This window comes from Mycetocola sp. BIGb0189, assembly GCF_024810155.1.
Classification (GTDB): domain Bacteria; phylum Actinomycetota; class Actinomycetes; order Actinomycetales; family Microbacteriaceae; genus Mycetocola; species Mycetocola lacteus.
Genome location: NZ_JANUED010000013.1, coordinates 25,586 through 38,357 on the forward strand (window position 1 = coordinate 25,586; position 12,772 = coordinate 38,357).

Annotated in this window: 10 protein-coding genes; 7 read left to right on the top strand and 3 right to left on the bottom strand. The window is 67.3% G+C overall.

Annotated features, from left to right (window positions below; genetic code table 11):
- Positions 1 to 91 precede the first annotated feature (91 nt).
- Both M2390_RS15960 and M2390_RS15965 read right to left on the bottom strand, forming a co-directional pair.
- Positions 92 to 1,051, bottom strand: a complete 960-nt coding sequence (locus M2390_RS15960) for an L-lactate dehydrogenase (protein ID WP_259180196.1) — start codon at positions 1,049 to 1,051, stop codon at positions 92 to 94.
- The gene (locus M2390_RS15965) at positions 1,048 to 1,950 is read right to left on the bottom strand and encodes a rhodanese-related sulfurtransferase (RefSeq protein ID WP_259180197.1); all 903 of its coding nucleotides are present in this window, start codon (positions 1,948 to 1,950) and stop codon (positions 1,048 to 1,050) included. Before M2390_RS15965 ends, M2390_RS15960 begins: the two co-directional genes overlap by 4 nt.
- A 204-nt stretch (positions 1,951 to 2,154) precedes the next feature.
- On the opposite strand from M2390_RS15965, the gene M2390_RS15970 reads away from it, so the two are divergent.
- From M2390_RS15970 to M2390_RS15985, 4 genes are all read left to right on the top strand, one after another.
- The gene (locus M2390_RS15970; RefSeq protein ID WP_259180198.1) at positions 2,155 to 2,961 is read left to right on the top strand and encodes an enoyl-CoA hydratase/isomerase family protein; all 807 of its coding nucleotides are present in this window, start codon (positions 2,155 to 2,157) and stop codon (positions 2,959 to 2,961) included.
- The gene (locus M2390_RS15975) at positions 2,958 to 3,785 is read left to right on the top strand and encodes an NAD(P)-dependent oxidoreductase (protein ID WP_259180199.1); all 828 of its coding nucleotides are present in this window, start codon (positions 2,958 to 2,960) and stop codon (positions 3,783 to 3,785) included. The genes M2390_RS15970 and M2390_RS15975 overlap by 4 nt, the downstream gene beginning before the upstream one ends.
- Positions 3,786 to 3,791: 6 nt before the next feature.
- Complete coding sequence (locus M2390_RS15980) at positions 3,792 to 4,373, top strand: thioesterase family protein (RefSeq protein ID WP_259180200.1); 582 nt, start codon at positions 3,792 to 3,794, stop codon at positions 4,371 to 4,373.
- Between the two features lie 100 nt (positions 4,374 to 4,473).
- Complete coding sequence (locus M2390_RS15985; protein ID WP_259180202.1) at positions 4,474 to 8,211, top strand: proline dehydrogenase family protein; 3,738 nt, start codon at positions 4,474 to 4,476, stop codon at positions 8,209 to 8,211.
- Between the two features lie 96 nt (positions 8,212 to 8,307).
- Here the strand turns inward: M2390_RS15985 and M2390_RS15990 are convergent, their stop codons facing one another.
- Positions 8,308 to 8,676: a GntR family transcriptional regulator gene (locus M2390_RS15990; protein ID WP_259180204.1), complete on the bottom strand. Its 369-nt coding sequence runs from the start codon at positions 8,674 to 8,676 to the stop codon at positions 8,308 to 8,310.
- A 96-nt stretch (positions 8,677 to 8,772) separates the two neighbouring features.
- On the opposite strand from M2390_RS15990, the gene M2390_RS15995 reads away from it, so the two are divergent.
- The 3 genes from M2390_RS15995 (at position 8,773) to M2390_RS16005 (ending at position 12,627) form a co-directional block, all read left to right on the top strand.
- Complete coding sequence (locus M2390_RS15995) at positions 8,773 to 10,260, top strand: glycosyltransferase family 39 protein (protein ID WP_259180205.1); 1,488 nt, start codon at positions 8,773 to 8,775, stop codon at positions 10,258 to 10,260.
- Positions 10,261 to 10,361: 101 nt separating this feature from the next.
- Entirely contained in the window at positions 10,362 to 11,108 is a 747-nt protein-coding gene (locus M2390_RS16000; RefSeq protein ID WP_259180207.1) for a polyprenol monophosphomannose synthase, read from the top strand.
- 19 nt (positions 11,109 to 11,127) lie between these two features.
- Positions 11,128 to 12,627, top strand: coding sequence for a glycosyltransferase family 39 protein (locus M2390_RS16005; protein WP_259180209.1), 1,500 nt, complete (start codon positions 11,128 to 11,130; stop codon positions 12,625 to 12,627).
- Positions 12,628 to 12,772 lie beyond the last annotated feature (145 nt).

A 12,772-nucleotide genomic window follows, 5' to 3' on the forward strand; every position in this document is an offset into this window, starting at 1 on the left:
GGGTCGCGACAGGGGGCATGGAAGGGCGCCGAGACAAAAGCATCATGCCCGGCCGGTTCGGGAGAACCGGCCGGGCATGGGGACATCGAAACTAGGGGGTGTCGATCCCCAGCGCCTGAATGCTCTGGTGCAGGGCTTCGGCCGAGGCGCGGAAGTGGGCGGCCTCGGAGTCGTTCATCGGTACATCCAGGACCCGTTCCACGCCGTGCTTGCCCACCACCACCGGCACGCTCAGGGCAACCCCGTCCACGCCGTTGTAGTCATTCAGCACGGTGCTGACGGTGAGAACCGCCTTCTCATCGCGCAGGATCGCCTCGACGATCCGGGCACCGGAGAGACCGATCGCATAGTTGGTAGCGCCCTTGCCGGCGATTACCTTATAGGCCGAGCCGACAACCTCCTCGTGCAGGCGGGCACGCTCGGTCGAATCGAAGACCAGCTTGCCGTGTTCGTCGGTCCACTCCAGCAGCGGGGTCGGGCCGATCTTGGCCTGGGACCACAGCGGGAACTCGCTGTCGCCGTGCTCGCCGATGATCGCCGCGTGCACGCTCGCCGCCGAGACCCCGGCCTTTTCGGCGATCAGCCAGCGCAGCCGGGCCGAGTCCAGCAGGGTGCCCGAGGAGAGGATGCGTCCGGGCGGAAGATCCACGATGCCCTGGGCCGCCACCGTGAGCACGTCACACGGGTTGGTCACCAGGATGAAAACCGCGCGCGGGGCGAGTTCAACCAGTTTGGGCAGGAGTTCACCCAGGATCCGGGCGTTGGTTCCGGCAAGATCAAGCCGGGTCTGGCCGGGCTGCTGCTTGGCGCCGGCGGTGATGACCACCACCTTGGCACCCGCTACGGCCTCGATGTCGCCGCCTCCGGTGATCTTTCCGGCCCCGGTAAACGGGGTGCCGTGGGCCAGGTCGAGCACCTCGGCCTCGGCCTTGGCCCGGTCCATGTCGTAGAGCACGATCTCGCGTGCGGAACCCCGAATCAGGGCGGCATAGGCGAGGGAGGACCCCACGCTGCCGGCACCGATGATGGCGAGCTTAGAATTTTCGATCATGCGAGTACTCCGGCGTGGGTGGGACAGTGGACGGGGGTTTCGGTGTGCGAGTCGCAGGCAACCAGCTGTGCACGGCAGCTGGGATCCTCACAGTTGCGCATCTCCGAGGTCGCGGTCTCGCAGACCACGCAGTGGCCGATGCGGGCGGCCCCGGGGGCGAAGTCGATCGATCCGCGGGCATCAAACACGTAGAGCGATCCCTCCCACAGGCCGTCATTACCGAACTGCTCGCCGTAGCGCACGATGCCGCCCTCGAGCTGGTACACCTCGTTGAAGCCGCGGTTTTTCATCAGGCCCGACAGCACCTCGCAGCGAATGCCACCGGTGCAGTAGGTCACGATCGGGGTGTCCTTGAGGTGGTCATAGCGGCCCGATTCGAGCTCGGCCACAAACTGGCGGGTGTTGGAGACATCGGGAACGATCGCATTCTTGAAGCGGCCGATCTCGGCCTCGAAGGCGTTACGGCCATCAAAAAACACGGTGTCTTGGTGTTCCGCCACAAAATCGTGCAGTTTGTCCGGGGTGATGCGTCCGCCGCCGCCCTGGATGCCCTCGGCGGTTACGGTGAGCTCGCCCGGTGCTCCGAAGGACACGATTTCCTCGCGCACCTTGACACTCAGCTTGGGGAAGTCCAGGCTCTGGCCGTGTTCATCCAGGCCCGTACCGTCGGACCACTTGACGTCAAGGTTCTTAAACGCCGGGTACTCGCGGGTTGCACGCAGATAGCGCTTCACCGCGCCGATTTCTCCACCCACGGTGCCGTTCATGCCGTCCTTGGACAGCAGAATTCGCCCGCGCAGCCCGAGGGATGCGGCCAGGTCGCGCTGCCAGAGGCGGATCGCGTCGGGGTCGGAGAGGGGGGTGAAGACGTAGTAGAGCAGGATCTTCGTTTGGGCCATGATTCCAGTTTAGTCGGGCCCACCGGACAGCCCGCCGGGTGCGTTGTAGGAAGCGCACAAGCGTGCATCGGGGTTGGTTGGTGACACTCGCCGATTGTGCACAATCTCCGTGGGGTTCGCATCCGTGCGGTCTATGCTCGGGGCATCCACTGATCGCAACGAAGCCATCGCATGCGCCCCGCGCGGGGTGCTCAGGAGGTCGCAATGACGCAGCACGATAACGATCCAATCCGGCTGGAGGTCGCCGGGGGCATCGCCCGGATCACCCTCAACCGGCCCGAGCGGCTCGGGGCCATCAACCGGGCGGCCGCGCTGGCCTGGCGCGAAATCGCCGGGGAGGTCGCGGGCCGGGGAGACGTGCAGGCGGTCATCCTCGACTCGATCGGTCCGGCCTTCTGCGCCGGCGGAGACGTCCTCGAGTTTGCCACGCTGGCGCGTGAGGGTGGGACCACCATCGCCGAGCTGGCCGATGTGATCCACGACGGTCACCGCCTGCTGACCTCCGCCCCGATTCCCATCGTCACCGCGGTGCAGGGCGCCGTGGCCGGGGGTGGCCTCGGGTTCATGCTGGTGGGCGACTACGTGGTGGCTTCGGAAAAGGCCCGTTTTGTCTCCCGGTATGCCGATATCGGTCTCACGCCCGACTGTGGGGTGAGCACGCTGCTGCCCGAGGCCATCGGGATGCGCCGTGCGCTGGAAATGGTGCTGACCGATCGCAGCCTGGATGCCGAAACCGCCCGGGACTGGGGTCTGATCAACGAGGTGGTCCCCGCCGAGGACCTGGCATCCCGGGCCGAGGCCGTGGCCGCCCACTGGGTCTCCGGTGCCAGCCTGGCGTTTGGGCAGGCCAAACGGCTGTTGCGCACGAGCGTCGGACGCGACTTCCAGGCGGGGCTGGACGATGAGGCCACCACGATTGGCGAGGCCTTCGCCCGCACCGAGTCCGCCGAGCGGATCGCAGCTTTTGCCGCCCGCTCCCATGCCAAAGCCGCACCGAAGGAGACCGCATGACCCGCACACTCACAAACCGCACGATCCTGATGTCCGGCGGAAGCCGCGGGATCGGACTGGCCATCGCGCTGCGCGCCGCGGCCGACGGGGCCAATATCGTCCTGCTGGCCAAGACCGATACCCCACATCCGGCCCTGGAGGGCACCATTCACACCGCCGCCGAGCAGATCCGGGCGGCCGGCGGACGGGCGCTCGCGGTGGTCGGGGATGTACGCAACGATGAGGACGTGGAGCGCGCGGTGGCCGCGGCGATTGCCGAGTTTGGCGGGATCGATATCGTCCTGAACAATGCCTCGGTGATCACCCTCGCCGGCAGTCAGGACCTCAGCCCCAAGCGCTATGACCTGATGCAGGACGTCAACACCCGTGGCACGTTTATGCTCAGCCGTGCGGCCATCCCCGCACTCCTGAAATCCGCGAACCCCCATATTCTCTCGCTGTCCCCGCCCATCAACCTGGATCCCAAGTGGCTGGGTCCGCACATCGGCTACACGCTGGCCAAGTATGGGATGTCGCTGGCGACCCTGGGGTTTGCCGCCGAATTTGCCGAGCAGGGGGTGGCCGCCAATACGCTGTGGCCGCGTACCACGATCCAGACCGCGGCGGTCAGCAACATCCTGGGCGGCGAGGAGCTCATGCGTCGCAGCCGTACCCCGGAGATCTACGCGGATGCCGCCTATCTGGTGCTGACCAGTGACGCGCGTGAGCTGACCGGCCGCGCGCTGATCGTCGAGGACGTGTTGGCCGATCACGGCATCACCGACCTGGAAAAGTACGCCCCCGGGGTGGACCCCGCCGACCTCTTTCCCGACATCTTCCTCTAGGACCCCATGCACCTCATTTTTCGTACCCTCCTGGTGATGCGGGCAGCCCGGCGCGGCCTGGCGCGCGGGAAGACCCTCGGCCATCACGATGTGGGCCGGATTCGGCTGCGCACCCTGCTCACCGATCTGGACATCCTGCGCCACATGAACAACGGTGTCTACCTGTCGATCTTCGACCTGGGCCGGCTGGATCTGATGATTCGCTCGGGCATGTGGGCGGTCATGGAGAAAAACGGCTGGTACGCGGTGGTGGTGAACCAGACGGTTTCGTACCGACGTTCGCTGACCCTGGGGCAGCGTTTCACGGTCGAGACCCGGATCATCGGCACCGATGAGGAGGCCGGCTATATCGAGCATCGCATCGTGGTGGACGGCCAGGTGTACACCCGGGCGCTCATGCGGGCCCGCTTCATTCGGCGGAGCGGGGGAACGGTGTCCCCGGCCGAGTTCATGGCGGCCACCGGCATGACCGAGGCCGCCGAGCCGTTGCCCGCGTGGATCGCGGACTGGCGCGATGCGGTTGCGCTGCCGCGCTCGCGGGCCGATGCGCCAAGCACCTGGCCCGGGGAGTGGCCCGGGCCCGCCTAACGCGTCGGGGCACGCGGGGATCCCTGGAAGAACCGTGCAAACTCTGGGGTGTTCGCCGTGCCGCCCGATCCCGGTGAGTTCTAGGGCGTAGTCTCGGGGTATGGCCGATCGCACCCCCGCCACCGACACCGACTACGACCGTCTCGCGCGTGAGTCCGTAGCCCTTGCCCGGGAATGGGTGCTGCGGGCTGCGAACGCCCCGATCCGTCCCGAGGCCGCCCGCGCCGAGGCGCTGCACGGTGATCCCGGGGTGCTGGCCCTGGTCACGCACCTGCTGGATGATGTGGTGCGGCCGGAGGGTGGCTTCGTGGCCGGTGCCGCGCTCGCCGCCCTGAACGTGCCGACCCCCGCGGGCCCGGTAACTCCGACACGGGGGACGGACGACGCCGCCGTGGTCGAGCCCGTTCCCTCGCTCACCGCCCGTCAGCGCACGGCGCTGCGGGTGGGTGCGCTGCTGGGTCCGGGGCTCCCAGCCCTCACGGTCCCGAGCGTGCGCAAGCTCACCCGCGAACTCACCGAACACCTGGTGATCGAGGCCCCCGATACCGAACTGAGGGAGCGGTTTGCTGCGATCCGCACCCAGGGGGTTCAGCTGGGTGTGCTGCCGATAGGTACCGCGGTCCTGGGGGACGACGGTGCCGCCCGCGCGTTGGATCGCCTCTCGACCCTCGCCCACCGCGATGATGTGGATCGTGTCAGCGTGCGTGTGAGCGACCTGGTCACCAATGCTTCCCCGTGGGCTTTTGAGCCGGCCCTTGAGACGGTCACCACTCGGGTGGCGGCTCTCGTGGCCTCGGCTTCCCGAAGTTCCGGCACACTGGTGGAGCTGGTGGTTGAGGACTATCGTGAGCTGGATCTCACCCAGGCGGTCCTGATCCGTCTGCTCGCCGATCCGGCCCTGCGCGCCTACCCACTGAGCATCGCCCTGCCGGTTTCGCTCCCGGACGTCCTGGAGAGCGTGACCACGCTCTCGGATCACGCGAGCGCCCGCGTGGCCGCCGGCGGCGCCCCGTTGGGGATCCGACTGAGTGCGGGGGACCGGGTCCCGGATGAGCGGGTCACCGCAACCCTCACCGGCTGGCCGGTGGCGACCTATCCCACCCTGCAGGAGGCCGAGGCCAACCTCTTCCGAGTGCTCTCCTGGGTGTGCACCCCCGAGCGGATGCACGCGCTGCGGGTGTGCGTCTCGGTCCCGAACCTGTTTGATCTGGCCTTTACCCTGCTGCTGGCTGCCGAGCGCGGCGTGAGTGATGCGCTGGAATACGCCCTGCCGCTGGGGGTTCTGCCACGCTACACCGGCCTGTTGCAGACGGTGCTTGGCCGTCTGACCCTGCTGGCACCGGTGGTGGCCGATAAGCAGCTCGCGGATGCGGGGGAGTACCTGGTGCGTACCCTGCGCGAGTTCGAGGACGATGGCTTCCTGGGAGCCTCCAGCCAGCTGGTTGCCGACCCGGTTCTGCTTGATCGCGAAACCGAGCGCTTCCGCGCTGCCGTCCGTCAGCTGCGCACCGAGCGTCGGCACCTGCCCGAGCCGCGTCGTACCCAGAACCGGGAGAGTGAGTGGAGTGTGGAGCCGCGGGCGGAGAGCGTCCCACTGATCACCGATCAGCCCGAGGTTCCGGACTCCTTCAACCTGCCCACCGAGGCGCTGACACGCACCCCGGTGGAAGAGGCGGGAATGACCGAGCAGGTGCTGCGCCTGGCCCGGCACGCTCAGCCCGAATCGCCGTTTGACTCGGTCCGGATCTTTGACTCGACCACCATCGCCCCGACCGTGCAGACCGCTCACGGCGCACCCGGCTTTGGCCTGGCCCCGGACACCGACCCGTCCCTGGCGGCCAACCGTGCCTGGGCGAACCGGATCCGGGCACGAGCGGTCGAGAGCACCCTGGGGACCGAGACCATCGAGGCCGCGACGATCCTGAACCCCGAGGAAATCGCCGTGGTGCTGGCCGATGCCGCCCGCGCCGCCTCCACCGTGGTGCTGCGTGCGGCCGCCGATCGTGCGGCGCTGAGTCGCCGTATCGGTTTCGCGCTCGCCGCTAACCGCGACCGACTGCTGGAAATCGCCGTGCACGAAACCGGCACCCTGCTGCCCGATGCCGACCGCGAAGTCAGCGATGCAATCGACCTCGCCCACTACTACGCCGCCACCTCCCGTGAACTCGACACCCTGCGTGGGGCTCGCTTTGCCGCCCCCGGTGTGATCGTGGTTGCCGGGTTCTCCGCCTCGCCGATCGCCGATCCCGCCGCCGGGGTCATCGCCGCGCTCGCCGTGGGCGCGGTGGTGCTGTTGCACCCTGCCCCGCACGCCCGCCGGAGTGCCGCGGTGCTGGCCGAGAGCCTGTGGGAGGCCGGAGTTTCCCGCGATCAGCTGCGCCTGGTGAACATCACCGATGCGGACACCGAGCGCGCGCTGATCATCCATCCGGTGGTCTCCCGGGTCCTGCTGCGCGGTGACCATGCCGCCGCAGAACGGTACCTCGAGTGGAAGCCCGACCTGGACCTACGTGCCGAACTTCCCGGTAAAAACACGATCATCGTGATGCCCAGTGCGGATCTGGACCAGGCCGTTGCCCACATCGTCAGTGACGCGTTTGGTCACGCCGGTCAGCTGCGGGAGTCCGCCAGCCTGGTGATCGTGGTGGGTTCGGCCGCACGCAGCGAGCACTTCCGACACCAGCTCGTGGACGCCACCAACTCCCTGGTCTCGGGCCCGACCGAGGACCCCGCCACCACCCTGGCCCCGCTGTTTGGAGCGGCCTCTCCGGTGCTCGCCACGGCCCTGGCCGATCTGCCCGGTGCCCAGAGCTGGCTGCTGGAACCCACCCCGCTGCCCGAGGACGGACGGCACTGGCGTCCCGGTATTCGCGAGGGCATCGAAAATGGTGCCGACTTCCAGCGTCAGATCATTCAGGGACCCACCCTGGGAATCATGCGCGCCACCACGCTGCGTGAGGCCCTGCGTTATGCCAACGCCACCGGTGGTGGACGCCAGGCCGCGCTGCACACCCGCGACGCCGAGGACCTGTCCGAGTGGCTGGACCGGATCGACGCCGGCTCGGTGCACGTCAACCGGTCGATGACGGATCTGCGTGTGCAGCGTCAGCCCGGAACCGCCCACGGTGCCGCCCGCCGCGGTCCGGGTGCCGCCCCCGGCGGCCCCAACCACCTGATTGCCCTGGGCGACTGGGTCCCCGATGCCGGAACCTCCAGCTCAACCCTGCACCTGCGCGGTCTCGACTCCCGTATTCGCGGACTCATCGAGGCGGCCCAGCCCGCGCTGAGCTATGACCGGTTCGACCTGCTGCGCCGCGCGGCGCTGTCCGACGCGATCGCCTGGGGGACGGGCTACGGCGCGATCCAGGACGCCTCCGAACTCGGGATCGAACGCAACCTGCTGCGCTACCGTAGCGTGCCGGTCGCGATTCGAGCCGGTGAGGACGCCGAACTGGGCGAGGTTCTCCGAGTCATCATCGCCGCCCTTCGGGTGAAGTCGGCATTTACGGTGAGCCTCGCGGCCGGCGTTCCCGCCGGCGTACGCCAGGCCCTCGGCGGTCTCGGGGTCGTGATGTCGATTGAGAGCGACGCCGAGTGGATCGTTCGTCTGCTCGGCTCGGACACCCCGCCCTCCCGGGTACGACTGGTGGGCCCGCTGCGTGCCGACCTTCGTACCGAATTGATTCGTGTTGCCGGTGTCGCGGCCCCCACCGTTTTTGCCGGTGAGGTCACCGCATCGGGGCGCGTGGAGCTGCTGCACTACCTGCGGGAGCAGTCAATTTCGATTGCGGCTCATCGTTTCGGACGCCCGGATTCCTGGAGCGACGAGGTTCTATAGCCTTCGGCCGCCACGCGGTTCGGGGATCTTGGAGTGACGAGGGCCTGGAGCCTTCGGCCGCCACGCGGTTCGGGGATCCTGGAGCGACGAGGGCCGTTAGCCCTCGGATTGCACCTGTGTCAGTGTCGCCTCGAGCGTGTCACGTACCTGTGCGTCGGTAACACCCAGCTGACGCGCCCGGGTCACCAGCTCGCGTGTCAGCAGTTCGATCTGCTGGCGTGATGAGTCTCCGGCGGCGGCAATCACCGATCCCGAGCGACCACGGGTTTCGATGATTCCATCCTCTTCGAGCCGGCGATACGCCTTGGCCACGGTGCCTGCGGCGACCTCGAGCTCGGCCGCCAGCCCGCGCACCGTGGGAATCCGGGTGCCGGCGGGCAGGCTGCCGTCCAGCGAACCGGCCACGATCTGCGCACGGATCTGCTCGAACGGAGGGGTCGGGTCCTGCGGGTCGATTCGCACCATGCCGAAAGCCTAGCCGGTGGCCGCGCCGCGCGGGGGAATCCGCCGTACAGTGCCCTCCCAGTCATGATCCTCGACAATGGAACAATGGGGACCGTTATGCCTGCCACGTTAGCGCGCGTTCCGCGCACCGTTTTTGCCCTCACCGTGGGTGTGATCGCCGCACTCATCAGCATGATCGGCTCCGCCGGCGCCAGCTACTGGGGGGATGAGGCCGCGAGCGTGATGTCCGCGACCCGCCCGCTGCACACCCTCTGGCCGGTCCTCGGCAACGTGGATGCGGTTCACGGCCTGTACTACGTGTTCCTGCACGGCTGGATCGACATTTTTGGGGCGAGTGAGTTCTCCACCCGCTTCCCCTCCGCCCTCGCGGTGGGGGCGGCGGCCACCGGTCTGGTTTTGCTTGTGTGGCGGATGCACGGTCCGCGCCTGGCCATCGCCGCGGGACTGATCTTCGCGATCCTGCCCCGCGTCACCAACATCGGCAGCGAGGCGCGTGGATACGCGATCGCCGTCGCCGGTGTGGTGTGGGTGGTGTACGGCCTGGTGTGCCTGCTGGAATCCTCCAAAAAGAACCGCGGGCTGTGGTGGCTGTGGGCCGTGGGCCTGGCCATCACCTCCACGGTGTTCATGTACTCGCTGCTGATTCTCCCGGTGGTGGGCCTCTGGCTGCTGCTGGATCCCGCCCGCGGCGCGCGCCTCTGGCGCACCGTGCGGTACGGGGCCCTCGCCGCGGCGCTCAGCCTGCCGATCATCGCGATCGGGTTTCTGGAGCGTGGCCAGATCGAGTTCCTTGGCAATCGTCCGCCCGGGGTGAACGGTGTGCTGGTCACCCAGTGGTTTGGCAACATCAACCTGGCGATTATCGCCTGGGCACTGATCCTCGTGGCCATCGTCAACATCGTCCTGCGGATGATCGCCAAGGCGGACGTGCGTCTGCCCCTGCTGGCCCTGATCTGGACCGTGCTGCCCCCGGTCATCCTCGGTCTGATCAGCATCTTCTCGCCGAGCTATTCGCAGCGCTACCTGAGCATGTGTACCCCGGCCGTGGCGATCCTGATCGCCTGGGGTATTCGCTCCATCGCGGTGCGCCTGCAGCCCAAGCTGTTTGGGCAGATCCTCGGGGTTGTGCTGGTCCTGTCCCTGGCGGTCACCGGATACTCCTCGTATGCCGCTCAGCGTGGGCCCCACGGTAAGGACGGCAGCGACCTGCGCCAGATCGCCGAAACCATCGGCGCGCACGCTAAGCCGGGAGATGCCGTGGTGTTCAACGGCGATATTCGTCCCTCACGCAAGCCCCGCCTGGCGCTGCGACTCTACCCCGAGGACTTCACCGGGATCCTGGATCCGGGCCTGAAGAAGTCCTATGTCAAGACCGCACACCTGTGGGATGAAACCTACGACGCGGACAAGACCACCGTTCCGGCGGGGGTCGATACCGTCTGGTACGTCATCAGCGGGCCGGATAAAACCAAGCGCGAGAAGCCCGATTTGGCCCACCTCAAGGACCAGGGATTTGACGTGGTGGACAAGACCACGCTCAAGCGCAGCTGGGTCCTTCAGCTGGAACGCGCCGACGCACATTAGCGGCGGAAATCGTGAGTTGCCACGATTTGCGGTGATACTGGTCTCCGGGGGTTTTCTTCGGATCCCCCAATTTTTGATTTTTTAACCCTGAAGGAGCACGGATGTCCGTCCGGACCGTCGTCATCATCCCGACCTACAACGAGCTGGTGAATCTCCCGCTGATTGTGGGCCGTGTGCGCGCGGCAACCCCCGAGGTCGACATCCTCGTGGTGGATGACAACTCCCCGGATGGCACCGGAACCCTGGCCGATGAGATGGCCGCCGCAGACTCCCACATCCACGTGCTGCACCGCACCGGCAAGGAGGGCCTCGGTGCCGCGTATAAGGCCGGGTTCGCCTGGGGCTTCGAGCACGGTTACGAGCGGATGATCGAGATGGATGCGGATGGATCCCACCAGCCCGAGCAGCTCCCCGCGATGCTGGCCAAGGCCGATGAGGGTGTGGACCTGGTCATCGGGTCGCGCTATGTGCCCGGAGGCAAGGTTGAGAACTGGCCGCTGCATCGCCTGATCCTCTCCCGCGGCGGCAGCACCTACGCCCGGATCATGCTGAAGCTTCCGGCTAAGGACGTCACCGGCGGATATCGCGTGTTCAGCGCTCACGCGCTGCGCGAGCTGCACCTGGAGGACGTCCAGAGCGCCGGCTACAACTTCCAGGTCGACATGCTCTGGCACGCACACCGCGCCGAGCTCTCGATCGCCGAGGTGCCGATCACCTTTGTCGAGCGGGTGCATGGCCGCTCCAAGATGAGCGGCAACATCGTGTTTGAGGCCATGTGGCGGGTCACCGTCTGGGGCTTCTCCGAGCGCTTTGGTAAGGGTCGCGCCGCGCGCCGCGCCGCCAACTAACCTCCTCATGCGAGTGCCCGTGGCTACTCGGCACCTCCTGACCGCGATTGGTCTGGGCGTGCTGGCCACGGGCATTTCTGTGTTCCGGTCGGGCACCCCGTCGTTTTGGGCGGATGAGTTTGCCAGCGTGCTGGCGGCCCGGCGCTCGCTTCCTCAACTGTTTGACCTCTTCGGGCACGTGGATATCGTGCACGGCGTCTACTACCTGCTGCTGCGGGTGTGGACCGACGTGTTTGGGATCGGCGAGTTTGCCGTGCGCTTCCCCTCGGCCCTGGCCATCGGTGCCGCGGCCGCCGGACTCTGGATGCTGGTTGCCCGGCTGTCCCGGCCCGGGATCGCGACCCTGGCCACACTGATCTTCGCGATTCTGCCCCGCGTCACCCTGATCGGAACCGAGGGACGCGGCTTCGCGCTGGCCCTGGCTCTGCTGGTGTGGGCGATTCTGCTGCTGGTGGTGCTGTTGGAGCGACCCACGGTGCGCCGACGTGACTGGGTCTGGTGGTCGGTGCTGGTATCCGCGGGCATCGCGGTCTTTATGTACACCCTGCTGGTGTGGATCGCGGTGTTCGCCTGGGTGTGGTGGGTGCATCGTGAAAAGCTGGGCACGCTGGTGCGTTTTGGTGCCCTGGCGGTCGCGATCGCCTCGCCGGTTGTCATCGGCGGAATCCTGCAGGCGGGGCAGATCGGCTGGGTGGACAATGCCGGTATCTCGTTCGACACGGTTTTTGTCACCCTGTGGTTCGGCTCACCGCTCCTGGCCGGTGCCGCCTGGGCGCTGATGCTCTGCGCGGGAACTCTGATGCCGGCCGCGCTGCGCTCCCGCGGGGGAGGGGCCGAGCGGGCACTCCTGTTACTCGCGACCGGCTGGGCACTGGGCCCGCCGCTGCTGCTTCTGCTGGTGAGCATCGTTTACCCCACCTTTGTTCCGCGCTATCTGGCGCTGGGTACCCCGGCCGTCGCGATTCTCATCGCGCTGGGTATTTCGACGGCGATCCGGTTCGTCCTGCGTCCGTTCATCGGCACCGCGGGATCGGCGGCGGCGCGCACCCGTGTGCCGACGGTGATTCTGGGAAGCCTGGCCGTGCTGCTGGTCGGCGTGCTCGCGCTGCCCGGCTATCTGGATCAGCGTGCCCCCCTGGCCAAGAGATCGGACGCCCGTCAGGTTGCCGAGTACATCGGTGCTCACGCACGGCCGGGGGAGAGTGTCGTGTTCGATCTGGAGCAAAACCCGGGAGCGAGCCCGCGGCGCGGCCTCAGTGTGTACCCGGAGCACTATGCGGGGTTGCGCACCCCCGGGGTTGTGCACACCTATCTCGAGCTCGGTGGGTTCAATGATGAGGTGCTTCCGGTGGCCGACACCGTGATCGACCCGGAGTCCCGCGTGCTCTGGCTGGTTGTGACGCAGCCGCAGCGGGAGCGACGCGCCCAACAGAACATCGCCGCACTGGCCGCCCAGGGTTTTTCACCTGCCGGGGAGCACATCCTCGGTCGCAGCGTCGTTGTGGAGCTGCGACGCTAATCCGCGGAATTCCGCGGAAGTGCTGTTCCGACACGCCATCAGACGGCCTGGATTTGCCGGAACCCTGGAACCTGCGTAAAGTAATACTCATCACCCCAAAGGTGCGGCAAGCGAGAAGCGGCCGGCCTCAAGCGGGATCATCCCC

What these genes read in the sequence shown, in the direction of transcription:
- M2390_RS15960 (WP_259180196.1), bottom strand. Translation starts at nt 1,051, where the DNA reads ATGATCGAAAATTCTAAGCTCGCCATCATCGGTGCCGGCAGCGTGGGG.
- M2390_RS15990 (WP_259180204.1), bottom strand. Translation starts at nt 8,676, where the DNA reads ATGGTGCGAATCGACCCGCAGGACCCGACCCCTCCGTTCGAGCAGATC.
- M2390_RS15975 (WP_259180199.1), top strand. Translation starts at nt 2,958, where the DNA reads ATGACCCGCACACTCACAAACCGCACGATCCTGATGTCCGGCGGAAGC.
- M2390_RS15995 (WP_259180205.1), top strand. Translation starts at nt 8,773, where the DNA reads ATGCCTGCCACGTTAGCGCGCGTTCCGCGCACCGTTTTTGCCCTCACC.
- M2390_RS15965 (WP_259180197.1), bottom strand. Translation starts at nt 1,950, where the DNA reads ATGGCCCAAACGAAGATCCTGCTCTACTACGTCTTCACCCCCCTCTCC.
- M2390_RS15980 (WP_259180200.1), top strand. Translation starts at nt 3,792, where the DNA reads ATGCACCTCATTTTTCGTACCCTCCTGGTGATGCGGGCAGCCCGGCGC.
- M2390_RS15970 (WP_259180198.1), top strand. Translation starts at nt 2,155, where the DNA reads ATGACGCAGCACGATAACGATCCAATCCGGCTGGAGGTCGCCGGGGGC.
- M2390_RS15985 (WP_259180202.1), top strand. Translation starts at nt 4,474, where the DNA reads ATGGCCGATCGCACCCCCGCCACCGACACCGACTACGACCGTCTCGCG.
- M2390_RS16000 (WP_259180207.1), top strand. Translation starts at nt 10,362, where the DNA reads ATGTCCGTCCGGACCGTCGTCATCATCCCGACCTACAACGAGCTGGTG.